The sequence below is a fragment of the Marinoscillum luteum genome (genome assembly GCF_044005705.1).
In the GTDB taxonomy this organism is placed as follows: domain Bacteria; phylum Bacteroidota; class Bacteroidia; order Cytophagales; family Cyclobacteriaceae; genus Marinoscillum; species Marinoscillum luteum.
Genome location: NZ_JBIPKE010000017.1, coordinates 107,895 through 129,356, shown reverse-complemented (window position 1 = coordinate 129,356; position 21,462 = coordinate 107,895). Strand labels below are relative to the sequence as shown.

At 46.5% G+C, this 21,462-nt stretch carries 19 protein-coding genes and 1 riboswitch; of the genes, 12 read left to right on the top strand and 7 right to left on the bottom strand.

What is annotated here, in order from left to right; all coding sequences use genetic code 11:
• Window positions 1–93 precede the first annotated feature (93 nt).
• A complete protein-coding gene (meaB, locus tag ACHKAR_RS11760) occupies window positions 94–1,077 on the top strand; it encodes a methylmalonyl Co-A mutase-associated GTPase MeaB (RefSeq protein ID WP_395417538.1) in 984 nt (327 codons plus the stop codon).
• On the opposite strand, the gene ACHKAR_RS11755 is transcribed toward meaB, so the two are convergent.
• Both ACHKAR_RS11755 and ACHKAR_RS11750 read right to left on the bottom strand, forming a co-directional pair.
• A complete protein-coding gene (locus tag ACHKAR_RS11755) occupies window positions 1,070–2,107 on the bottom strand; it encodes a DUF5074 domain-containing protein (RefSeq protein WP_395417537.1) in 1,038 nt (345 codons plus the stop codon). The genes meaB and ACHKAR_RS11755 overlap by 8 nt on opposite strands.
• A gap of 8 nt (window positions 2,108–2,115) precedes the next feature.
• The gene (locus ACHKAR_RS11750; RefSeq protein WP_395417536.1) at window positions 2,116–3,975 is read right to left on the bottom strand and encodes a TonB-dependent receptor domain-containing protein; all 1,860 of its coding nucleotides are present in this window, start codon (window positions 3,973–3,975) and stop codon (window positions 2,116–2,118) included.
• A gap of 99 nt (window positions 3,976–4,074) precedes the next feature.
• Window positions 4,075–4,273, bottom strand: a riboswitch (cobalamin riboswitch).
• A 54-nt stretch (window positions 4,274–4,327) separates the two neighbouring features.
• On the opposite strand from ACHKAR_RS11750, the gene ACHKAR_RS11745 reads away from it, so the two are divergent.
• From ACHKAR_RS11745 to ACHKAR_RS11725, 5 genes are all read left to right on the top strand, one after another.
• Window positions 4,328–5,398 (top strand): ABC transporter substrate-binding protein, encoded by a 1,071-nt coding sequence (locus tag ACHKAR_RS11745; RefSeq protein ID WP_395417535.1) that lies wholly within the window; start codon window positions 4,328–4,330, stop codon window positions 5,396–5,398.
• Window positions 5,395–6,459 carry an iron chelate uptake ABC transporter family permease subunit gene (locus ACHKAR_RS11740; protein WP_395417534.1) on the top strand — a complete coding sequence of 355 codons (1,065 nt, stop codon included), beginning with the start codon at window positions 5,395–5,397 and terminating at the stop codon, window positions 6,457–6,459. The genes ACHKAR_RS11745 and ACHKAR_RS11740 overlap by 4 nt, the downstream gene beginning before the upstream one ends.
• The gene (locus ACHKAR_RS11735) at window positions 6,456–7,436 is read left to right on the top strand and encodes an ABC transporter ATP-binding protein (RefSeq protein WP_395417533.1); all 981 of its coding nucleotides are present in this window, start codon (window positions 6,456–6,458) and stop codon (window positions 7,434–7,436) included. Before ACHKAR_RS11740 ends, ACHKAR_RS11735 begins: the two co-directional genes overlap by 4 nt.
• 144 nt (window positions 7,437–7,580) lie before the next feature.
• Window positions 7,581–8,303, top strand: coding sequence for a DUF547 domain-containing protein (locus ACHKAR_RS11730; protein ID WP_395417532.1), 723 nt, complete (start codon window positions 7,581–7,583; stop codon window positions 8,301–8,303).
• An 80-nt stretch (window positions 8,304–8,383) separates the two neighbouring features.
• Window positions 8,384–9,664 (top strand): carboxypeptidase-like regulatory domain-containing protein, encoded by a 1,281-nt coding sequence (locus tag ACHKAR_RS11725; protein WP_395417531.1) that lies wholly within the window; start codon window positions 8,384–8,386, stop codon window positions 9,662–9,664.
• Between the two features lie 129 nt (window positions 9,665–9,793).
• Here ACHKAR_RS11725 and ACHKAR_RS11720 read toward each other — a convergent pair whose 3' ends face one another.
• Complete coding sequence (locus ACHKAR_RS11720; RefSeq protein ID WP_395417530.1) at window positions 9,794–10,498, bottom strand: DUF547 domain-containing protein; 705 nt, start codon at window positions 10,496–10,498, stop codon at window positions 9,794–9,796.
• A 146-nt stretch (window positions 10,499–10,644) separates the two neighbouring features.
• Here ACHKAR_RS11720 and ACHKAR_RS11715 point away from each other — a divergent pair, with 146 nt between their 5' ends.
• The 5 genes from ACHKAR_RS11715 to ACHKAR_RS11695 are packed head-to-tail and all read left to right on the top strand — an operon-like array spanning window position 10,645 to window position 14,861.
• Window positions 10,645–11,976 (top strand): NAD(P)/FAD-dependent oxidoreductase, encoded by a 1,332-nt coding sequence (locus tag ACHKAR_RS11715; RefSeq protein ID WP_395417529.1) that lies wholly within the window; start codon window positions 10,645–10,647, stop codon window positions 11,974–11,976.
• A gap of 1 nt (window position 11,977) precedes the next feature.
• Window positions 11,978–13,531 (top strand): 4Fe-4S binding protein, encoded by a 1,554-nt coding sequence (locus tag ACHKAR_RS11710; protein ID WP_395417528.1) that lies wholly within the window; start codon window positions 11,978–11,980, stop codon window positions 13,529–13,531.
• 19 nt (window positions 13,532–13,550) lie between these two features.
• Complete coding sequence (locus ACHKAR_RS11705) at window positions 13,551–13,988, top strand: GNAT family N-acetyltransferase (RefSeq protein ID WP_395417527.1); 438 nt, start codon at window positions 13,551–13,553, stop codon at window positions 13,986–13,988.
• An 8-nt stretch (window positions 13,989–13,996) separates the two neighbouring features.
• Window positions 13,997–14,323: a TfoX/Sxy family protein gene (locus ACHKAR_RS11700; RefSeq protein ID WP_395417526.1), complete on the top strand. Its 327-nt coding sequence runs from the start codon at window positions 13,997–13,999 to the stop codon at window positions 14,321–14,323.
• 49 nt (window positions 14,324–14,372) lie between these two features.
• The gene (locus ACHKAR_RS11695) at window positions 14,373–14,861 is read left to right on the top strand and encodes a tetratricopeptide repeat protein (RefSeq protein WP_159585115.1); all 489 of its coding nucleotides are present in this window, start codon (window positions 14,373–14,375) and stop codon (window positions 14,859–14,861) included.
• A gap of 46 nt (window positions 14,862–14,907) precedes the next feature.
• On the opposite strand, the gene ACHKAR_RS11690 is transcribed toward ACHKAR_RS11695, so the two are convergent.
• The 3 genes from ACHKAR_RS11690 to ACHKAR_RS11680 all read right to left on the bottom strand — a co-directional run bounded on the left by ACHKAR_RS11690 (window position 14,908) and on the right by ACHKAR_RS11680 (window position 19,856).
• A complete protein-coding gene (locus ACHKAR_RS11690; protein ID WP_395417525.1) occupies window positions 14,908–16,212 on the bottom strand; it encodes a RagB/SusD family nutrient uptake outer membrane protein in 1,305 nt (434 codons plus the stop codon).
• A 5-nt stretch (window positions 16,213–16,217) separates the two neighbouring features.
• Window positions 16,218–19,169 carry a SusC/RagA family TonB-linked outer membrane protein gene (locus tag ACHKAR_RS11685; protein ID WP_395417524.1) on the bottom strand — a complete coding sequence of 984 codons (2,952 nt, stop codon included), beginning with the start codon at window positions 19,167–19,169 and terminating at the stop codon, window positions 16,218–16,220.
• 174 nt (window positions 19,170–19,343) lie between these two features.
• A complete protein-coding gene (locus tag ACHKAR_RS11680; protein ID WP_395417523.1) occupies window positions 19,344–19,856 on the bottom strand; it encodes a D-glycero-alpha-D-manno-heptose-1,7-bisphosphate 7-phosphatase in 513 nt (170 codons plus the stop codon).
• 86 nt (window positions 19,857–19,942) lie between these two features.
• On the opposite strand from ACHKAR_RS11680, the gene ACHKAR_RS11675 reads away from it, so the two are divergent.
• The gene (locus ACHKAR_RS11675; RefSeq protein WP_395417522.1) at window positions 19,943–20,332 is read left to right on the top strand and encodes a hypothetical protein; all 390 of its coding nucleotides are present in this window, start codon (window positions 19,943–19,945) and stop codon (window positions 20,330–20,332) included.
• Window positions 20,333–20,361: 29 nt separating this feature from the next.
• Here the strand turns inward: ACHKAR_RS11675 and mltB are convergent, their stop codons facing one another.
• Window positions 20,362–21,369, bottom strand: coding sequence for a lytic murein transglycosylase B (gene mltB, locus ACHKAR_RS11670; protein ID WP_395417521.1), 1,008 nt, complete (start codon window positions 21,367–21,369; stop codon window positions 20,362–20,364).
• Between the last annotated feature and the right edge of the window lie 93 nt (window positions 21,370–21,462).

Below are 21,462 nucleotides of genomic sequence, written 5' to 3'. Positions count from 1 at the left end.
AATAAGCATTCAGCCACACATCAAATGTAATATAAGTAAAATGTAATTTTTTATTGAAATTAATCAATTTTTCAACTAATCCTAAACTAATCAATGAAAGATCGATCAATTAAGCGACCTTCATTAGACGAACTTACCCATGGAATCGACCAATCGGATCGGATGATGCTAAGCCGGGCCATTACGATCGTAGAAAGCAAATTGGCCTCTGATCAGCAGTTAGCCACTAAACTATTGGATTCGGTGATTCATAAAACGGGAAAAAGCGTGCGGATTGGGATCACCGGAGTTCCGGGAGTTGGGAAAAGTACTTTTATAGAATCTTTTGGCACTCACCTGACCGCTCTCGGGAAAAAACTTGCCGTTTTATCCATTGATCCAAGTAGTTCTTTAACTAAGGGAAGTATCCTGGGAGATAAAACCAGGATGACTCACCTCTCTCAAAACAGCAATGCTTTTATACGCCCCTCTCCTGCCGGCACTTCATTGGGCGGTGTGGCTCAGAAAACCCGCGAATCCATCCTGCTTTGTGAGGCGGCGGGGTTTGATGTAATCCTGGTAGAAACCGTGGGTGTGGGACAATCAGAGACTGCCGTGAGGGATATGGTGGATTTTTTTCTGCTTCTGATGATCGCTGGAGGTGGAGATGAACTGCAGGGCATCAAGCGGGGAATAATGGAGATGGCCGATGCATTGGTGATCAACAAGGCAGATGGAAACAACCTCAAACCCGCCAACCAGGCCAAAAAAGCCTATGAAAATGCCCTTCATCTGTTTCCTCCTCACGAATCTGGCTGGACCGTACCTGTAAAAACCTGCTCTGCCATAAAAAATGAAGGCATCCTTGAAATTTGGTCTACCATAGAAACCTACATGTCTACTTCGACCGAGAGTGGATATCTAACCAGACAAAGAGAAGCTCAAAATGTAAAATGGATGCATGAGCTCATTCGTGCGAGATTAGAAACTAATTTCTTCGGAGACCCTGCCATGAAAGATAAAATCACCCAAATAACGAAAAAGGTAGCTGCGGGCGAACTGGGCGTTCGCCACGCAGTGAACTCATTGTTTAGTTAAAAGCAAAACCATTGGGTCCGCGCCCCACGGTGTATTTGTTTTGTAATTCACCTGCCGGATTATAGACAAACACTTCCCCGTTTTCGGCAAACCCTTTGGCATCCGCCGCATATACATTGCCGGACTGATCCACACCAATCCCATAAAAAGATACTGCTGCCGCTTCCTCTTTCCACACTTGCCCTGCTTCCGGAGCATCTGTAGACAACGAATAGACCTGATTGCCCATGAGGTAATAGATGGTTTGCCCGGATGGAGCAACAGCTATTTTGCCTGATAAATTGGCATTCAAATCCGTTTCTGATTTCACCTCATATGATGCAGGGTTCAGCTCTACCAATTTCCCATCATTGAGCGGCGCATAGTTGGTATCATATCCACCAGAGCAGACTACCCACACATCACCATCAGCATCCAGCACCATACCAGCCGGGCTATTGCCCACCTGTATAGAAGCCACCACCTCCTCAGAGGACAGGTCGATCACACTGACTGTAGTGGTGAAATTATTGGTAACAAAAAGCCTCCCCTGGGTGATGATCAGGCCCTCTGCCCCATAGTCGGTGGTGATGGACTTATCGACCGTTCCGGTTTCCAAATCAAAAAGAGTGACCCTACCCAGATCACTAAAACTAACCCACTCAGAGACATAGCCCACTCCATCGTGTGAAACCATGTACCTGGGCAGGGATACATCCGTGATGGTGTAGGCAGACTTCAGGCTATCCAAAGTCATCGCTTCTACCTTATTGCTATTGTTTACCACCGCAAAAAGCTGGTCAGCACCTACATGAAGCGACTGCACCACATCACCCAAAGCACCACCATTCACAGTGGAAAAGAGATTGTTGGACACCACCCCCGATGAGCTGATAAACGAAAGTGAGCCATCCCCTTCTCCAAAATTTCCTTCGTTGGAGATAAAAACTCCGGAATCAAACTGACCGACCACCTGAGGTTCGGCATCCTCTTCACATGACGCCAAAATAAAAGGCAACATCAATAGCAGGCACTTTAAATAATTTTTCATGGTTGTTTTCAATTGTATTTGATTAAAAGGTTGAATTGATAATTTCTTCCGGGCATGGCCCGATTGATAAGATTTTCGTAAGGCTGATCGAAGACGTTCTTGACAACAACGCTTACCTCAAGATCAAATGTGTCTGATACCGCAAGCGTCTTTCCCATATGAACATCAATCAACAGGTATCCATCGACAGACTGGATTTCCGTATTATCCAGGGTGGTAAACCTCTTCCCCGTAAAATCTCCCATTGCTTTCCCAAACCACCCCTTATCCGAGCTGGTCTTCAAGGACAAGTGAGCGTTGTGAAGCGGGGTATATGGCAGTTGCTTCCCTCGATTGGTTCCCTCCTTATTTTGTGACTGAGTGTAGGAATATGCTGAACCAACCTTATGAAGGAGTCCGATCCACTTTCCGCTCATCTTCGCGCTGAACTCCATTCCCGTAATTTCCACTGCACGGAAGTTGCGTGGGGACCAGATGCCAGATCCATCTGGCAGCCAGATGATCCAGTTGTCGGACCATGTATTGAATGCTGTCAAATCCAAACTAGAAGAGAAAGCTGGCCAAGTATGTGTCCAGCCTACGCCACCCTCCAGGTTGAAACTTTCCTCGGGTTTCAAGTCGGGGTTGCCACCAGGGGACCAGTGGAGATCATTGAGTGTAGGATAGCGAAATCCCCAGGCCAACTGACTATTGATGGCTACCCGGTTCTTTTCTGTATTTAAGACTGAAAATTTCTGATTGAAAGAGGGTGTAAACGGGCGGTTCTCCTGATAAAATGACTGCCTCAAGTTGATAGTTCCCGTCCACCAGGTGGTTGGCTTGATCTCAAGCGAACCAAAAAGTGCTGTCTGGCGATCAACAAAATGGCTTACATAGTTGTCTGAGCGGGCAGTGAAAAAATTGGTATTGCCGCCCAAACGAACAGCCAGAACCTCCGAAAGTTCTCCCCAATACGCCACCAAAGCCGAATACTGATTGGAAACAGTGCGATCATCCTGATTATACTGCTGGTCATTTTGAAGAAAGGCCAGAGTACTGGTAAGACTGCCTTTGGGAAGCTCCAATTGATAACCCGCCGCCAGCCTAACGTTCCCTGTTTGAAGCTCATCCTGCAGATTTGGGCTCACTTTGGAGGGCTGTACCTCCCGATCATTGCGAGTATACTGCGCATCGAGGGACACCTTCTGATTCGGACTAACCTCATAACTCAGTTGCTGCTGCACTCCATAGTTGAGCACAGAAGCATTCTTTTGACGCACTTGTTTTCCCGCGTATTCATAAGGGAAATCATTCTGAAGAAAACTTCGAAATATTTTAGTAGCTCCCCTCCATTGGCCCTGACCATAGGCACTTCTAATTCCTGTAAAGAGGTATCCAAAGCTCCCAACACTCATTTTTCCCTCTAGCAAAGGGCTTTCGGTCAGGTTCATCTCAGAATCGATGAGTACTGTCCCACCAATGGCTCCACCTCCATAAAGCGCTCCGCCACTGCCCGGCTGAATAGCCACCCTCTCCATCAGCCACGCCGGCCATTGAGAAAAATCCATCTGGCCTAGTGTGGGATAATTAGCCGGAATACCATGCCAAAGCACACTGGTCTGACTCGCCGAAGTGCCTCTGAAAGAAATACTGGACAATTGCTGATTGCCGTAAGATTTGAAGTAAATGGAGTTTTCGTCTGACAAGGCCTCCTCCAGAGAGGAAGAACTATTGGTGAGGGCAATGCTTCGGTATCCTGTGCCGGTAGTGAAGCGCTGAAACGAATCACCAACTACTGGCAGCTCCTCCAGATACACGGTATCCTCCTGTGCCATTGCCCAGAGGGAAATGGTGCCCGTCAGCACATACATTAATATTCTCGAGACCATGAATTAAATTTCAAATTCAATTCAAAGCCATCGGAAAAAGTAAGAAGTATGGTAAACCAAAAGGTTATCAAATTTCTCTGCTTTCCACCGAAGCTTGGAACTATTCAACATGATTTGGCAGGTCTCCTGGCTCTTCCTGACTTGTCGCCTTCCCATCCCGATGTTCGGAACAGTGGCAAGATGTGACAAGCCTTTGAATGGAATTACAGTTGCGGGGACAGCTCTCGTTTTTCACGAGATTCCCTTTTAATCCTGATGCACGCGGTGCATTCAGAAACCACAATCGTGAGCAAATATAGTATCTCTCCGGTAATTCCCGTCCGTCTGATTTTTTTTAATCAATTTTGAACACATGAAAGGATCGCGCTTCTATTTTCTGGCAATACTCATCATCGCTGGCTGCACACCTCCTCAAGAAAAAGAGCAGTCAACGGGACGGGCACTGAATACTCAGGTGAAATTTGCCAAAAAATTCGCCGTGGAAGAGAATGCCATCATCGTAAAGGAGCCCTGGCCGGGGGCAGTTGCTCCCATCTCCTACGCACCGGATACCCCACCACAGCGTGTAGTGGTTACCTCCACCACCCACCTGGCTTATCTGGAAATGCTAGGTGTTGAAGATCGGATTGTTGGATTTCCCAGCACCCAATACATCACCTCTCCGGTCATCCGGAAACTGGTGAATGATGGTAAAATCACAGACCTGGGGCCGGATGGCAGCATGAACCTGGAGCTCCTGATTTCACTTGCACCAGATGCCGTTTTTGCCTTTGACATGGGTAGCGAATCCACTACTCTTGACAAAATAGAAGAGTCGGGAATTCCGGTCTTTTACAATGCTGATTTCCTTGAAACTTCTTCTCTTGGAAGGGCCGAGTGGATCAAGTTTTTTGGAGCCTTCTTTGGTAAAGAAAAGGAAGCGGATTCCATTTTCACCAGCATCGTACAGCGGTATGATTCTTTGAAGACTCTGGCTGCTAATACTCAAAATCAGCCCACCATAGTCAGTGGCGTAATGTATGGAGATACCTGGTTTTTGCCCGGGGGGCAAAACTGGGCTGCGGAATTCTACCGGGATGCTGGCGGGCGGTACCTTTGGGAAAATGACTCCACAAGTGGGTGGTTGGAAATAAGCTTTGAGTCTGTCTTCGAAAAAGCCGGTGAAGCAGACTTCTGGATAGGAACCAGTACCTTCAACACCAAAAAAGAGCTTGCGGGACAGGATACCCGCTATACCCATTTCAGAGCATTCAAAGTGGATGAAGTGTATAATTACAATAAGCGACTGGGGCCTACTGGTGGATATGATTTCTTTGAATCTGCCTACACCAGACCAGACAGAGTATTGGCCGATTTGATTTTTATTTTGCATCCGGAGCTGCTACCGGATTACGATACCTACTATTTCCAAAAACTACCATGATCACTCAATTCCTGGAGGCTTCGCAAAATAAATGGACCAAAGTGCTAATAGGCCTTGCTGTAGCCCTGGTACTTTGCTTCCTGATCAACGTGGCCCTAGGATCCGTCACCATTCCCTTCGAAAGCCTTATTAGTTTTATCACCAGCGGCAGTTCGGGCCAGGCTTCCTGGGATATGATTTTGAGCAACTTCAGGTTACCAAAAGCCATTACAGCCATGCTCGTAGGAAGTGCACTTGGTGTGAGCGGTCTCCAGATGCAAACACTCTTCCGCAACCCACTTGCCGGGCCCTACATTCTCGGAATCAGTTCGGGCGCCGGCCTGGGAGTAGCCATTGCCATCTTTCTGGGGTTTTATCTGGGTGGGTTTCTGGAGCTCTCCGGAATAGGTCGAAGCTGGCTGCTGGTGGCCTCTGCAGGGGCAGGCTCGTTTCTGGTTTTGCTCATCATCTCACTGGCAGCCACCCGACTCAAAGACAGCATCACACTGCTGATTATCGGTTTGATGTTTGGTGCAGCAGCGGGCGCTTTGGTCAGCATTTTACAGTTTTTCAGCCAGGCAGAAAACATCCAGGCTTATGTCATCTGGTCATTTGGTAGTCTGGGTAGTCTGAGTTGGAGCGAGCTCTACGTTTTTATCCCGGTAATCCTCATAGGACTCCTCGGTTCGGTGCTGCTTTCCAAACCCTTAAACACCCTCCTTCTGGGGGAAAATTACGCCATAAGCCTTGGGCTCAACATTAAAAAAATCCGTTTGCTGATTATCATCAATACGGCCATCCTTGCGGGAACAGTTACCGCCTTCTGCGGCCCAATCGCATTCTTCGGTGTGGCCCTACCGCACCTCACCCGGATGCTTTTCAATACTTCCAACCACCTGCTGCTCACCCCCCTGATCATTCTCTTTGGGTCTGCCCTTATGCTCATCTTTGACTTTATCGCCCAGCTGCCTGGCATGGAGGCGACCCTCCCGATCAATGCCGTGACTGCACTTTTTGGCGCACCATTTGTGATTTACATTTTACTCAGAAAGAAGAACCTCAACTACGCCTATCAATCATGAGCTTGCTGGAAACCAGGTCATTATCCATAGGTTATTCACAAAAGTCAGCTCCTCCGAAGGTGTTGCAAAAAGACGTGAGTCTGAGCATCAATCCGGGAGAGATCATCTCACTCATGGGGCAAAATGGCGTGGGTAAAACCACCTTTGTCAAAACCATTTCGGGGCTTATCCCCAAGCTGGGGGGAGAAGTCTATTATCAAAATGATCAACTGGAGCATCTGAGCGCAAATGATCTGGCCAGAAGATTGAGTATTGTCCTGACCGAAAAGCCATACTCCCACAACATCTCTGTGCTGGAGCTGATTGCCATTGGCCGTCACCCATACTCCAACTGGATGGGGGTACTCCGCGCCCAGGATAAAGAAGCGATCGACTGGGCCATTAATGAAACCCACATCAATTACCTGGCGGACAAAAAGCTCTATGAGCTCAGCGACGGTCAGTTGCAAAAAGTGATGATCGCCAGGGCGCTGGCTCAGGAAACAGACCTGATCATTCTGGATGAACCTGCCGCCCACCTGGACTTGTATAATAAGATAGAAGTGATGACCCTGCTCCGCAACATTGCACAAAAGGGAAAGGGCATTTTGATCTCCACTCATGACATGCAGATCAGTACACAACTCTCAGACAAGTTGTGGCTGTTCAATTTTAATGAGCCCGTACAGCAGGGTGCACCCGAGGACCTGATTCTGGATGGCACTTTGGAAAAAACCCTCTATCTACAGGATTATGGATACGACATGATCCATGGCTCCATCCATATCGGTATGCCTGAAAATGGAACTTCAGTAGCACTGGAAGGGCCGGAAGATGTGCTATTTTGGACGACCCAGGCCCTGAGACGAAATGGAATCAAAATATCCCAATCGGCACATACGACCATTTCCTGTTCTCAAAGAGAGTGGATTGTTCGCAGCTCAGAAAGCAGCCAACATTACACAAGCATCGGAGAGTTACTCACCTACTTCCGATAGGCTTTCCATCCAAATCCCTATCCAAGATCGTAAGTACTTCCGGAAAGTAACTCACAGGACAATTGCCTTAATATTCAGGCTGAAAACTGTCTTTAGGATTGTTTCTTCCTTAGTTTTTACGGGAATAATTTCTTAATATAAAACATGAAAATCTTAATCGCCTCCGCTCTCCTTTTATGTTCCTCCGGCTTACTGGGTCAGCCAAAAGATTTTTTCAGCGATGCTCAGGCTTTCTTTGAGAGCTATGTATCCAGTGGGCTGATCAATTATGACAGCCTCAAAAACAATCCGGTGCCACTTGATGGTCTGGTGCGTCAGATTGGGAATTACCGGATAGCTGGTAAAACACTGGATGAACAAAAGGCCTTTTACACCAATGCCTATAACCTGCTGGTGATCAAACAAATTGTGGAAAACTACCCAACCGACGGACCGATGACCATTCCGGGTTTTTTCAATCAGAAAACTTATCGGGTAGCCGGAAGAAATGTAACATTGGACGAACTGGAAAAAGAAATTCTTTTCGCGGCATTCCCAGACCCGAGGCTTCATTTTGTGCTCGTTTGTGCGGCCATCGGGTGCCCACCCATAGCGGATTATGCTTACATGCCTGACTCGCTCGAGACCCAAATAGAAACCAAAACCCGTGAGGTGCTCAATATCAGCTGGTATGTGCGTATTTACAAAGACCGGACGCTCGTCTCTAAAGTATTCGACTGGTACCTGCCTGACTTTGTGAATGATGCCGGCAGTGTCAAGACTTTTATCAATAAGTACAGAATCATCCAGATCCCCGACAATCACGACATAGCCACCTATGATTACGACTGGTCACTCAATGACTCAAAAAACACTTTCAGGTATTAGCCTGAAAAATTATTTTACAACACCTGAAACTTAAGGCCTGTTTTGTGCATCATAGAGCAGAAGTAAATATTCTGCCGACTATGAAACGATTGACCGTGCTTTGGACCCTTGTACTCTTCACCCTGCTGGAAGCCAATGGACAGATGGTAAAGGGCCTGGTAAAAGATGCTGAAACCAAAGATCCATTGCCATTTGCCACTATTAATTTTGCCGGCACGTCCATCGGCACGGTATCTAACAATGACGGGTACTTTGAGCTCAATATTCCGGCTAGCTGTGTGGGTAAGGATGTCCAAATCAGCTATATGGGCTATTCCTCTGCTGCTATGCCTGTCCGGAGAGACAGTGACTCACCCGAAACTATCCTCCTCAAGCCCGCTACGCTCACTCTGGCAGAATTAGTGTTTCGCCCACTTTCACCTGAGGATTATATCCGGCGAGTGGTCAAAAACATGGGCAAATCCTTGCCCAAAGAACCATTTTCCTCCATGTCTTACTACCGCGAAAAATTTCTTGAAAACGGCGGATACCTGGCATTTACCGAAGGGGTCTTCAAGTCCTACTATACATCTTATCAGGACACCATCCCCAACCAATATCAACTGGTGCTCTATGAAACTGCTGAAAATCCGCAGGAAGTACAATTCATGAAATCTACTTTTGACAAAAAGGACGACCGCAGAAAGCGCAGGGCTCAGAAAAAAGGTGAGGAAATAGAGGCAGGTGATGAAAGTGGTATAGGCATTATAGAAGGAACCTTTAGTGGGCCTGACGAAATCCTCTCCATGGATCTGAGTAAAAAACTGGAGCCATTTCTGGACAGCACCCAGTTCAAAAAATTTAAATACCGGTTTGACGACCCGGTGATCTATCAGGGCAGGGAACTCCTGGTCATCAGCTTCCAATCCAAAGGAACAGTGGATCACCTCAAAACCAAAGGGCGAATTTATATTGACCTGCAATCAGATGCATTTGCCTCTATTGATTACACTGGCAAGTTTGTCATTCCGTTTGCTGTTGAACCGGTGCTGCTGGCATTTGGGCTCACCGTGAGCAATCCCAACATCACCAAAACGCTCCGCTATCAATACCTCAATGGCGCGTGGTATCCAGAGTACTTCCACATCGATGTGGATCTGGAACTCACTAAAATTCATTTTTTCGAGAAGAATGAAAAGTCTCTTTTTGAAATAGAGCAGGTACTCAAAGTAAGCGACATTCGTGAAAATTCTGAGGAGCAGATCCCGGCAGCCAAACGACTCGACCCTAAGAAGAACCCGGAAGACCAGGTCTTTAATGATGATAACGCTCGCTGGGCTGATTTCAATCGATTAGCCGATGAAGCTTATACCCGGATGTAAGTTTTGGGCCGCCCATATGAAATGAGTCCGTACAAAAAATTAAAGCCCCGCTGATCCGTGCGGGGCTTCTTTATTGATGGGATTTTAAAACCTAACCTAACCTTATTTATCAGTAACCCACCAATGTCTTTATTGCTCATTCAACGCCCAGTCATACTCATATGATCCGAGCTTCATATTCTCTTCTATTGCTGGCTTCCTGTATTGGTTAATAAAGGTCTTTACACTTTCTCCATCCTTCTCAAAGTCTCCCTTATACCATTCAAAAATCTGAGAGACTTGTACCTTACCATTATTAACCCGAACAAACCAATCTAAGTTCAAAACCTCTCTGGTTCTGGTAGTTAACTGCCTGTCGAGCCCTGTTGGTTTATAACTATAACTCGCCAGCGGGGGACAACCCTTAGCCGCACACACCAAAACAAAATGCAGCCGTGGATCTGGAAACTGTTTATATAACGTGCCCTTCTCCAATTCGTCCAGGGTCATCTCCTGCCCCATCACCGTATGCTTAATTCCATTGAAAAATCCCTCCACCTTCAGTGGGCCAGCAATGGGATACCGGTCCACCACCTGCTTGATCACCAGGATATTGTAAGCATTGATATAAAATGATTTCAGGTAATCCGCTGTGACACGCTTATTAGACAAATCCAACTCAGCGATTTCTTTCACCAGCGCATTCAGTGTACGAGGCTCCTTCCTGATCAAGGCATAGTTCACATTCCCTTCGTCCACATATTGTGAGAAAAAAGCATCTGCGCGATCAAAAAAAGTTTGTGCCGAAGCTTCAAAAAAACTCATACAAATAGTCAATATCAGGAAGTATCTCATTGCGAATGTTTTATCTTCAATACGTGATATAGTGGCACTTGTTCAAAGTCAAGTGTCAACAAATTGACATAGGCCGGCTAATAATAGAGAAGATATATCCGGGCATCAACCGAACAGCGTACTTTTAGACCGCAACACACTCAACTATGCAGCATATCGTAATCCTTGGTAACGGCATAGCCGGCATTACAGCAGCCCGGCACATCAGAAAACGGAGCGATGATCGAATCACCGTGATCAGCGGTGAAACGGACCACTTCTTTAGCCGCACAGCCCTTATGTACATCTACATGGGGCATATGAAGTATGAGCACACCAAGCCCTATGAAGATTGGTTTTGGGTGAAAAACCGGATTGATCTTAAAAAAGCCTGGGTATCAAGTATTGATTTTGAGCAGAAAAGCCTTCACTTCGACTCAGCCGAATCCATGACCTACGATAAGCTCATCATCGCTACCGGAAGTGTCTCGAATAAATTCGGCTGGCCGGGTCAGGACCTAAAGGGGGTCCAGGGGCTTTACAGTAAGCAGGATCTGGACCTTATGGAGGAAAACACCAAAGGGATCAAACATGCGGTGATTCTGGGTGGTGGGCTCATCGGGGTAGAAATGGCGGAGATGCTACACTCCCGGCACATTCCAGTCACTTACCTCATCCGGGAAAAGCACTTTTGGGACAACATGCTCCCACAGGAGGAAGCAATGCTCATAGACCATCACCTGGCTGAGCAGGGGATCGACCTGAGACCTGAAACAGAACTGGATGAAATACTGGACGATGGTCAGGGCCAGGTAAAAGGTGTAAAAACTAAATCTGGTGAAATAATAGACTGTCAGTTTGTAGGCCTCACGGTGGGTGTAAGCCCCAACATCAGTCTTTTCAAAGGTGCTGCCATCGATACGGACAGAGGCATTTTGGTGGATGAATTCCTGCAAACCAATATCCCCGACGTGTATGCTATTGGGGATTGTGCACAACTAAAGCATCCGCTCCCCCATCGCCGGGCCATAGAAGCCGTATGGTACGCTGGAAGAATGATGGGTGAAACCGTAGCCCAAACCATTACTGGCACCAAGACCAGCTATCAGCCCGGAGTATGGTTCAACTCGGCCAAGTTTTTCGACATAGAATATCAAAACTACGGGGTGGTACCACCGCAGTGCCCGGCTGATTGTACCGCCTTCTACTGGGAAGCCAGTGATAAAAAGAAATGCATCAAGGTCATTTTCGAAACCGGTACCAAAGCGGTGAAAGGTGTGAATATTTTTGGCATCAGAAACCGACATGAAGTTTGGGACGAGTGGATCAGCAAAGAGAAATCCATTCAGTTTGTAATGGAAAACCTACCCAAAGCCAATTTTGATCCGGAGTTTTTTACCCATTGGGAAGGTGATATCCAGCAAAAGTTTAATGCAGAGTTTCCCAACCTCAGAGTCAGCGTGAGGAAGAAGTCATTTCTAGAAAAAATCCTAAGTTAAAATGAAAGCAATCAGATATACAGGCCTCATTCTATTCCTCTTTTCATTTGGACTTTTTCTCTCGCTCTTTTTTATGTCTTCTTACCGACTCTCAGAGGACACCTTTGCAGAAAAAGTGAAACCGGAGCACCAGGCCTTATTGAAAGCCAGTTTTGAACCGCTCTTCGGCCAAACATACCATTTTAGCATTCCCTTCGTCAATGCCATCAATGGGGCCATTGAAACCGTGAATGATGAAAACCGGGTGCAGCAAAAATGGGATAAAATCATTTACGATGACTATGCCGGGGCGCTCACCAGAGCCTCCACCAGCGGACTCATAACCACTCACACCTCATTGCTGCTCGCCTTAATCTTTGGGATAGGTACACTGGGCGCATTGATGTTTATCCTCCCCCAGGTCACCCTGGCTGGCCCTGCTGGTATCAAAAACAATGGGATCTTCCACCACGCACTGAATAACCGGGGCTGGATGGGCATACTCATAGGGTCCTTGCTCATCCTGTTTTACATCGCGCTGTACTTTTATCCTGCCTATGTTACCAACTGGATCATTCTGGTGGATCCCATACAGAAGCTGATCAATCCGGGTGGAGAGTCGAGCCAGTGGTTTCTTTATGGATTTCTCTACTCTTTCGCAGTGCTAGTCATGGGCATACGCATGATCATCAAATACCGCCACAGCAAGTACCAGATCGTTAGGACCTGTTCGGTTATGTTTTTCCAGCTGGCCATTGCTTTTCTCCTTCCCGAAATTCTGGTGCGTCTCAATCAGCCCTATTTTGATTTCAAAAACATGTGGCCATTGGATTATGACTTCTTCGATGCCTGGCATATCAATACGCTTACGTCAGCAGGCGGATTGGGCATCTTCATGTTTGCCTGGGGGATCACCCTTTTTGTGATCGGCGTCCCGGTTTTTGTATTCTTTTTCGGAAAGCGGTGGTACTGCTCCTGGGTATGCGGCTGTGGGGGTCTGGCCGAAACCGCAGGCGACTCCTTTCGGCAGCTTTCGGACAAATCACTCAAAGCGTGGAAAATAGAACGCTGGCTGGTGCATGGTGTACTTGTCTTTGCAGTCATTATGACCATCGGGGTGTTGTATACGTTCATTACCGGATCCAACACACTCCTGGGGCTGGATACCTATACTTTTCTGAGGAAACCCTATGGATTCGCCATTGGGTCTATCTTTTCCGGAGTGATAGGCACGGGCTTTTACCCGTTGATGGGCAACAGGGTCTGGTGTCGTTTTGGCTGCCCTCTGGCCGCCTATCTGGGTCTGGTGCAGCGATTCAAATCTAAATTCCGAATCACCACCAATGGAGGTCAGTGCATCTCATGCGGCAATTGCTCCACTTACTGTGAAATGGGCATAGACGTACGCTGGTATGCCCAGCGGGGACAAAACATCGTTCGCTCCAGCTGTGTAGGCTGTGGAGTCTGCTCGTCCGTATGTCCAAGAGGAGTGCTCAACCTGGAAAACAGGGACGAAGACGGCCGCTTCAATGAGCCAATTTTGATTGGAAACAACAGTCTTAAAATCAAAAGCTAAAAGCTTTGTACCTTTAAGTATGAAGCTCAGAATGGTCATAGCTGAAGAGAAGAATGATCTCGATCGGGCATTAAAAATCCGGTCAGAGGTTTTCGTGAAAGAGCAGGGCATCCCTCCGCACCTGGACCATGATGCCGATGATGCCACCAGTATACATTTGCTCGCGTATGCCGACAAAGAACTGATAGGTACTGGTCGGTTAACTGAGGTACCCGCCTCGGGCTGGCAGTTGGCACGAATTGCTGTTATAAAATCCTACCGTGGATTAGGGATTGGCCGTATGATCATCGAAAATCTTGAAAACATTGCCCGATCCAAAAATGCCAGGCGCGTCTTTCTGAGACCCCATAAACATTTGCAATCCTTCTATGAACAATTGGGCTACCAACTAATGAATGATGAAGTCATCCGGATTCAAAGTTTTGAATTGGTCATCATGGAAAAGCACCTTAACTAACCTTACTCATGGCATACAGCGAATCTGACCTCAACTTTATTCTTGATCAGCTCTCCGGAATCCCCGAAATCAGTCACAAACGCATGTTTGGAGGCATAGGCTTCTTTCACCAGGACAGAATGTTTGGAATGATCGGAGGGGGCATTTTTAGACTCAAGGTGGATGAAAACAACCTGGCTGACTATAAAACCAGAGGCATGACACCTTTCACGATGGGCAGCAAAAGTAAAGGACTCCCCTATTGGGAGGTACCATTGGATGTGCTGGAAGACAGAACATTACTTACTGAGTGGGCCATGAAATCTATCGCAGTAGCCCACAACTCCAAAAAATAGGGATTTCCTCGAACTTTAAGCAGCTTCTGCCGTTCGGTAATTTTGACATATGAAAGCACTGACGATCATTTTCCTTTTTTTGACGCATCTATCCCTGGCCCAGGACCCCGAGGAATACCTCAATGCGGGATACGACAAGTACCTGGAGGAAGACTATAAGGGTGCTATTTTGGACTTCAACAAAGCTGCAGCTTATAATCCTGATAATGCCGAAATCTATTATCTGCGTGGAGTGTGTAGGTCGTTGCTGGGAGAGAAAAAATCCGCAATCAATGATCTCGATATGGCCACTAGTCTCAATCCTGACTATGCAGACGCCTATTATGAAAAAGGATACATTTTTCTTTCTGATCAAAATGCCCAAAAAGCCATCGAGGAGTTTGATAAAACCCTGGCACTAAAGCCCAACTTTGCAGAAGCCTATGTAAGCCGGGGAACAGCAAAATGTATGTTGGAAAATCGGGAAGGTGCAGCCCGGGACTGGGAAAAAGCCAAAGAACTCGGCATAGGATACACCGAATACATGATCTGTGAATAAAAAAGGGGTGCTCTGGTGAACACCCCTTTTCTCTACTTCATTTATACTATTCTTTCTCACTCACTGGTCTTGGCAGCTGTGTCCACACATCGTCTCCGGCCCTATCCTTGGGCAGTGTCTGAAGCATGTCATACCTGCGCAGATCAATCCAACGGTGCGCCTCGCCAAACAACGAATAACGGCGATTGTAAAGTAGTTCGTTACGAACATCGGTATCCGTAAATCCACCTGTGTACGCACCAAGGCCGTGGGCATCACGAATCACTTCAAGGGCGTCTATAGCCTCAAGGTTATCTGTTCCGATGTTGGCTTCAGCATAGATCAGGATGAGTTCTTCATTGCGTATAATCGGAATAGGCGAAGCATTGGAAGGATAAACAGTCACATCATAATCACCACTCAGTCCATCCAGTACGGCAGTCTCCGTGCGCTCAGTCACCTTAGACATTCTTGTGTCTCCGGCTCTGATATCGGTAACGAAAGATGGATGAGCTATCAATGCTTCACTTTGATCCGGAGCACGGAAGATCGGGTTGATCTCTTCTGTTCCCACTACTGAATAATAGTGTTTCGGGCCTGCATTAAGGTCACCATTCAAATCCATAAAGGAGTCTCCCAAAGCATCCAAAGCTCCAGCCTCATCACCGGCATAAAGGGCCACTCTGGCTCTGATGGCCCGGTTAAACTCGCCGAAAGTGGCAGGGTCATCAAATCCGGCAAATCCACTGGACAATGAAAACATGAATTCACTACCCGCACCATTCAGATCGGTATAAGCCTGATCCAATAATTGGGCAATGGCTCCCAGAGCCGCATCATAACCCACAAAAGCTCCCAGATTCTCTGTATCAGCCACATCGATCCTAATACCTCCCTGATACTGCAGGTTGAGGGCGAGCAAATAAGAGTAGGCCTGACAAGTCTTGGCAAAACCTTTCACTCCGTTTCGTTCCGCTTCTGTCAGTGTCTCACTGGTATTCGCCATAGCTGTCATCAGAATGTTCGCATTTCTGATCACCTTATACCGGCCTGCATAGGGCCTGGTACCGTAAAACCCGGCATCATCCAACACTGCATCTCCTTTACCTAGGAGCTCACCTGTATATCTCGGATCAGAATTGGTGAAGAAGTAGTACTCCCTTCCCAAAATGCCCAGTACGTCATAGTAAAAGCCAATCTCCGAACGCATCAGCTCCTCTGTACCAGTGATCAGCAAAAGGATGTCAGACTTGGTAGCATCTGCTTCTATATCCACCAGACTAGGATTGTTCGGATCTGATATCTCTTCTATTTCACAAGAAAACACACCTGTGAAAAGAAGGCTTAAAAGTATGTATTTGAAATTTTTCATGATTCTCAGAATTTAACAATTAGGTGAAAATTGTACCTTTTGGAAGAGGGGAAAGGAGTGACCTCCACGCCGGAAGACAAACCCTGACCGCCGAAATTAGAAACTTCCGGATCGTAGCTTCGGTACTCAAAGAAGTTGAGCAAATTATTGGCCGAAACTCCAATCTTCACTGACTTGGCATAGTCCTGCAATACCGGCAACTTGTAATACAGCGCCACTTCACGCAGCCTTACGTAGCTGGCATTTTCTATATATGGTGCAGTATTGGCACCAAGCTGACTCAATCGATAATCTCCATTTCCGAGCTCACCTTCAGGGTCCAAATCCACCTTATCAAAGTCCGGACTGGTGCCACTAAGGTCAGAAAGCAAAGCCGTCAGGTTGATGTTTTCACCCCCCTGCTTCCAATGCCAAAGCATGGAGAACTCCAAAGGACCATAATTCACCTGATTCAAAAAAGACATTTGAAAATCAGGTTGCTGATCGCCAAAGACCACCAAACCATCTTCATCCGGATTGGCACCTACACCAATAATCTCCGTAGGACTGTGCCCTTCCTTGATCCTAAACTGACCGAGAAAATCAGCAAAACCACCCACCGTATAGGAAGGAATATCTAATCTGGTCACTTCAGAGGTGTTTCTCCAAAAAGAAGTGGTGCTTGACCATGAGAAATTTTCTCTTCTTATCAGGTTCATATTCAATCCTATTTCCACACCTCGGTTTTCCATAGTGGCAGCATTAACCACCGCAGTGGTCTGACCAGTAGAGGATGGGATTTGTGCCCTCAACAGCAGGTCGTCCACTTTCTTCACATAATAGGTAGCGTCAATGGAGATTTTTCCATCCATCAGACCGAAATCTATTCCCGTTTCAAATTCAGATTGTCGCTCAGGGGCAATTTCTCTGTTGCCTTTCAGATTGCTGATAATCAAACCACCGGAACCGTCAATATTCACAGCATTCAGAGCGGAAAATTTGTCACCGAAAACGGCGAAATTACCCGCTTCTCCATACGCTGCTCTCAGTTTAGTCTGCTGAAGAAAATTCACATTCCAGAAATCGAAATTGTGCAGATTGATGGCGATCGCGCCTTTTGGATAGTAGTAGAGTTTGTTTACATCTCCATTGTTAGAGGATTTATCACCGCGCACTCCGGCCGTGGCAATCACCATATCATTGAAGTTTACTTCCTCCTGAATGAAAAAGCCCCTATCCTGCTGAATGATTCGGTTTTGAGCCACACTTACAGAACCAGACTGATCAAGATTGGTCTGGGTTCCATTCATATTGGAGGCCGTTGCAATGATGTTATTCTGATCAAAATCGATAAACGTCAAACCTACCTGAGAGGTAAATGAAAAACCTGATGAGCCTGGAAAAAAATCGTGGATCAAGAATATCGATGCGTTGGAGTTTTGAGTGACTGTATTTCCCTGTACACTCACTCCATTCAAGCCATTGCCATCTTTCTGAAACTGCAGTGTGTTAGGGAAAATAGCTGTTGTGGAAAGTGTGTATTGATCAATCCCTCCATTCACATTCAGTCGCAGAGACTGATTGTCTTGTGTGATCAATCTGGCCACCACAGTTCCACCCACCAGAAACCTGTTCACCGTTTCATTGTTGGTAATGAGGTCTCTCGTCTGCAAAAAGTTGGAAGCGGCATAAGGATTATTCGGATATAGTCCATTGCTTCCCTTTCCCAATTGCGCCCATGAAGGAGTGGCCACAAAGGCAATCCCCATGGTGTTTCCAGAGTTGTCATTGTTGAAAAACCCTCTGTCAGCTGATGAATGAATGTAATTAGTAGATGCCTTCAGGTCGAGCCAGGATGCGATCTTCTGATCAAGGTTGAGTCTGAAAGAAGTTTTTTCGTAGCCGGTATTCTTCACGATACCTTCGTCATCTTTCCGGGTAATTCCCATAAAGAACTTTGTCTTATCACTACCGCCTGTAGCGGTCACTCTGGAGGTAGATAGAAAACCCTTATTGCCATAAAGCTCATCTTCATAATCATGCAGATTACCTGCGGCCTGGGCGCTTTGAAAGTTGGCCACCTCGTCTGCACCAAAAGCCGCTTCTACCTTGGCCGCATCCCACTCTCGCGTACCCAGCGGGTTAAGAATTTGAGTCACTCCTACGGTTTGTGAAAGTGTGACCTCCGTTTCTCCACGCTCCCCGCGCTTGGTGGTGATGATCACCACACCGCCAGATGCTCGTGATCCATAGATGGCAGCCGCACTGGCACCTTTCAAAATTTCAATAGAGGCTATGTCTTCCGGGTCTATATCGGCAATACGGTTCGAAGGATTGTCCTGATTGGACTGACTACCTCCACCAGCAGCTGCTGATACCACATTTAAACCGGCCGAAATGGATGAATTGTCCAAATAAACCCCATCAATGATGTAAAGTGGTTCATTGGATCCATTGATAGAAGTAAGGCCTCTGAGCTTGATGGATATACCTCCACCAGGAGCTCCTGAATTTGAGACGATGTTGGCGCCTTTAAACTTACCATAGAGTGCTCCATCCATTGTGGACTGATTACTCATTGTTGTCAGCTCTTTAGCAGAAATGGAAGCCACCGAGTTCGCCAAGTTTCCCCGCTTCACGGTAGACGCAAGACCAGATATCACTACCTCATTGAGACGCGTGACATCCTCCTCCAGTGTGAGGGTCACATTAGATGAAGCATCTACTTCGGCAGACTTAAATCCGATTGAAGTCACCAGCAGTCTGGCACCTGCAGGCGCTTTAAGTTTGAATTTCCCATCAAAATCTGTGATGGTTCCGTTGGTAGTTCCCTTTACCATCACGGTGGCACCAGGAAGTGGCTCACCGTTTTCGCCTCCCATTATGGTTCCGCTCACGTCTATTTCCTGAGCCATTGCCACATTCAGGCAGAGTAATGCTAGAAATGTCAAAAGACATCTTGAGTAATGTTGTTTCATAAATGTTCATTTTTGGTTCGGAATAATATACCAATTTTCTATCTCAGAAAATTGTAAATCACCACCAAAAAAGATCAATTAATTACAATATTTGTATTTATGAAGTAAATACAGATTATTATTTTGTGAATATAATAATCATAGCAGCTACCCAAAGCCGGAAGCCAACAACCACTAACCGTTTTCCATCAAAATCCTCCTGGCTGCAGCCAAAAGATCTGGCTCGACAAAATCGGCCATTTGGTCATCATGACCATCCACCTGAATCGTCTTCAGTCCCATCTTGATAGCAGGGATGAGATCTCTCTTTTTGTCTCCCACCATCCACGACTGTGACAGGTCGATATTGAATTTGGCCACAGCTCGCTCAAACATTAAGGTATTGGGCTTTCTCATCAAGGACTCGGAGTAGGTTTCATGGCCGGGAGCATAATAGATTTTATCGATCTGGTGGTTCAGTTCGGCTTGCATATAGTCGTGACACTCCTGCATCTGTGCACGGGTGTAGACTCCTTTGGCAATCCCTGATTGGTTGGTGACTACCACCAGCACATATCCCGCTTCCTTCAGCAAGGTAACAGCCTCCGGCACACCCTTGAGGATGGTAAACCGATCCAGGGAATAAGCATAATCCACATAATCTTTATTGATCACTCCATCGCGATCCAAAAAAACACATTTGTTCATCTTCCGTGATTGTTTCTGGCACAAACTCCCGGCAAATCTATGTGACGAGACGTGCAGGAATCATCTTTTTTTCGTAAAATACAGATATGTTAGATTTTCAAAAGAAAAAGCAGCTCAGTATACTGGTGAAAATAGCCATGGTAGACGAAGATTTTGCAGATGCTGAAAAGGAGGTGATCAGGAAAATCAGTCAGAAATATGGAGCGACTACTGAAGAGCTGACAGAAATATTTGACTCTCCGGCCACCGCAGAAAGCCTGGCACCCATGACCCTCATAGATAAGATGGATTTTATGATGGACTGCATCCTGGTGGTGATCGCTGATGACATGGTCACATCATCCGAAGAATACTTTGCCCGGCAGATGGCTACACGTCTGGGCTTTAATCAGGACGTAGTGGCCTTCCTCATCAAAAACAAGGACGTAAGCCGCGAAGAGATGCGCGAGCTTATGTTGCCTTATCTCGTATCGTAAGAAGGTTGAATTCCAATTATTAAATCTCCCTATTGCTTCACTGCTTCATAATCAGCCCTGATGGCCTCAGCGAGTTGAAACACAGCCATGGCGTATAATTCGCTATGGTTGTACCGGGTGATTACATAGAAATTGTTGAACCCAAACCAATACTCCATTCCATCCTCCTGCTCCAGCTCAATCAAAGCAGCCATGGTAGCAGGCGATAAATTGCCAGATGGCATGTATCCATTGTCACTGTAAAAGCGCAAGGAATTATTGGGTTTTACTCCCGGGGTAAGCTTGGTAGGATTGACCATGTTTTTGATGGGTAAGGCCACCAATTCACCTTCTTTCCATCTATGCTCTTTCAGGTAGTTTGCCACACTGGCAATGGCGTCATCGGCCTGCATCAGATTTCTTGAACCTCCTTCGTCGTAGCTCTTGGCGTATGCCTGATAGCTACTGGGCATAAACTGCGCAAAGCCCATGGCCCCAGCATAGGATCCCTTGATCTCGTACATATTCAGGTTCTCCTCCTTCACCAGCAGTAGGAATTTCTCTAGTTCAGCGGTGAAAAATGACGATCGCTTAGGAAACCCAAAAGCCAGGGTGTAAAGGGCATCCAGCACTCTGTAGTTCCCTTGTCGCTGACCATAGAACGTCTCTACACCAATGATCCCAACAATGATTTCTGGCGCCACACCGGTTTTGGAGCTTACATCATTGATTACTGCTTTATTTTCTTTCCAAAATTCAACACCGGCAGAGATGCGATCTTCCGTCATGAAAATCTTTCGGTAACGCCCCCAGGTCATAGTGCCTTCAGCAGGTTTTTCCATTTTCCGAATAATACTCTCCTGATACCTGGCATTATTCAGAATCACTGTGACCTCTTCCAGACTCATCTCATTGCGATCAGAAAAACTCCTGGCAAACTCCGCCACCTTCACCTGATCGACCTGCCCGAAACCAGATAAACCCATCGACAATCCCAATAGCACCAAACCCATCGTTTTCTTAAATACACCCATTTTCATCACTTTTTTCCACCTCAAAGGTGGTTTGTTTACAAGACAATAAAAAACCCTCAAAAGTTATTGAATAACGTGTGATGGTGTCCATATTTCAGGATTTTAGTAAATTATGTC

Excerpts from the sequence above, each read along its gene's own strand:
- meaB (WP_395417538.1), top strand. The coding sequence starts at position 94 with ATGAAAGATCGATCAATTAAGCGACCTTCATTAGACGAACTTACCCAT.
- ACHKAR_RS11755 (WP_395417537.1), bottom strand. The coding sequence starts at position 2,107 with ATGAAAAATTATTTAAAGTGCCTGCTATTGATGTTGCCTTTTATTTTG.
- ACHKAR_RS11750 (WP_395417536.1), bottom strand. The coding sequence starts at position 3,975 with ATGGTCTCGAGAATATTAATGTATGTGCTGACGGGCACCATTTCCCTC.
- ACHKAR_RS11745 (WP_395417535.1), top strand. The coding sequence starts at position 4,328 with ATGAAAGGATCGCGCTTCTATTTTCTGGCAATACTCATCATCGCTGGC.
- ACHKAR_RS11740 (WP_395417534.1), top strand. The coding sequence starts at position 5,395 with ATGATCACTCAATTCCTGGAGGCTTCGCAAAATAAATGGACCAAAGTG.
- ACHKAR_RS11735 (WP_395417533.1), top strand. The coding sequence starts at position 6,456 with ATGAGCTTGCTGGAAACCAGGTCATTATCCATAGGTTATTCACAAAAG.
- ACHKAR_RS11730 (WP_395417532.1), top strand. The coding sequence starts at position 7,581 with ATGAAAATCTTAATCGCCTCCGCTCTCCTTTTATGTTCCTCCGGCTTA.
- ACHKAR_RS11725 (WP_395417531.1), top strand. The coding sequence starts at position 8,384 with ATGAAACGATTGACCGTGCTTTGGACCCTTGTACTCTTCACCCTGCTG.
- ACHKAR_RS11720 (WP_395417530.1), bottom strand. The coding sequence starts at position 10,498 with ATGAGATACTTCCTGATATTGACTATTTGTATGAGTTTTTTTGAAGCT.
- ACHKAR_RS11715 (WP_395417529.1), top strand. The coding sequence starts at position 10,645 with ATGCAGCATATCGTAATCCTTGGTAACGGCATAGCCGGCATTACAGCA.
- ACHKAR_RS11710 (WP_395417528.1), top strand. The coding sequence starts at position 11,978 with ATGAAAGCAATCAGATATACAGGCCTCATTCTATTCCTCTTTTCATTT.
- ACHKAR_RS11705 (WP_395417527.1), top strand. The coding sequence starts at position 13,551 with ATGAAGCTCAGAATGGTCATAGCTGAAGAGAAGAATGATCTCGATCGG.
- ACHKAR_RS11700 (WP_395417526.1), top strand. The coding sequence starts at position 13,997 with ATGGCATACAGCGAATCTGACCTCAACTTTATTCTTGATCAGCTCTCC.
- ACHKAR_RS11695 (WP_159585115.1), top strand. The coding sequence starts at position 14,373 with ATGAAAGCACTGACGATCATTTTCCTTTTTTTGACGCATCTATCCCTG.
- ACHKAR_RS11690 (WP_395417525.1), bottom strand. The coding sequence starts at position 16,212 with ATGAAAAATTTCAAATACATACTTTTAAGCCTTCTTTTCACAGGTGTG.
- ACHKAR_RS11685 (WP_395417524.1), bottom strand. The coding sequence starts at position 19,169 with ATGAAACAACATTACTCAAGATGTCTTTTGACATTTCTAGCATTACTC.
- ACHKAR_RS11680 (WP_395417523.1), bottom strand. The coding sequence starts at position 19,856 with ATGAACAAATGTGTTTTTTTGGATCGCGATGGAGTGATCAATAAAGAT.
- ACHKAR_RS11675 (WP_395417522.1), top strand. The coding sequence starts at position 19,943 with ATGTTAGATTTTCAAAAGAAAAAGCAGCTCAGTATACTGGTGAAAATA.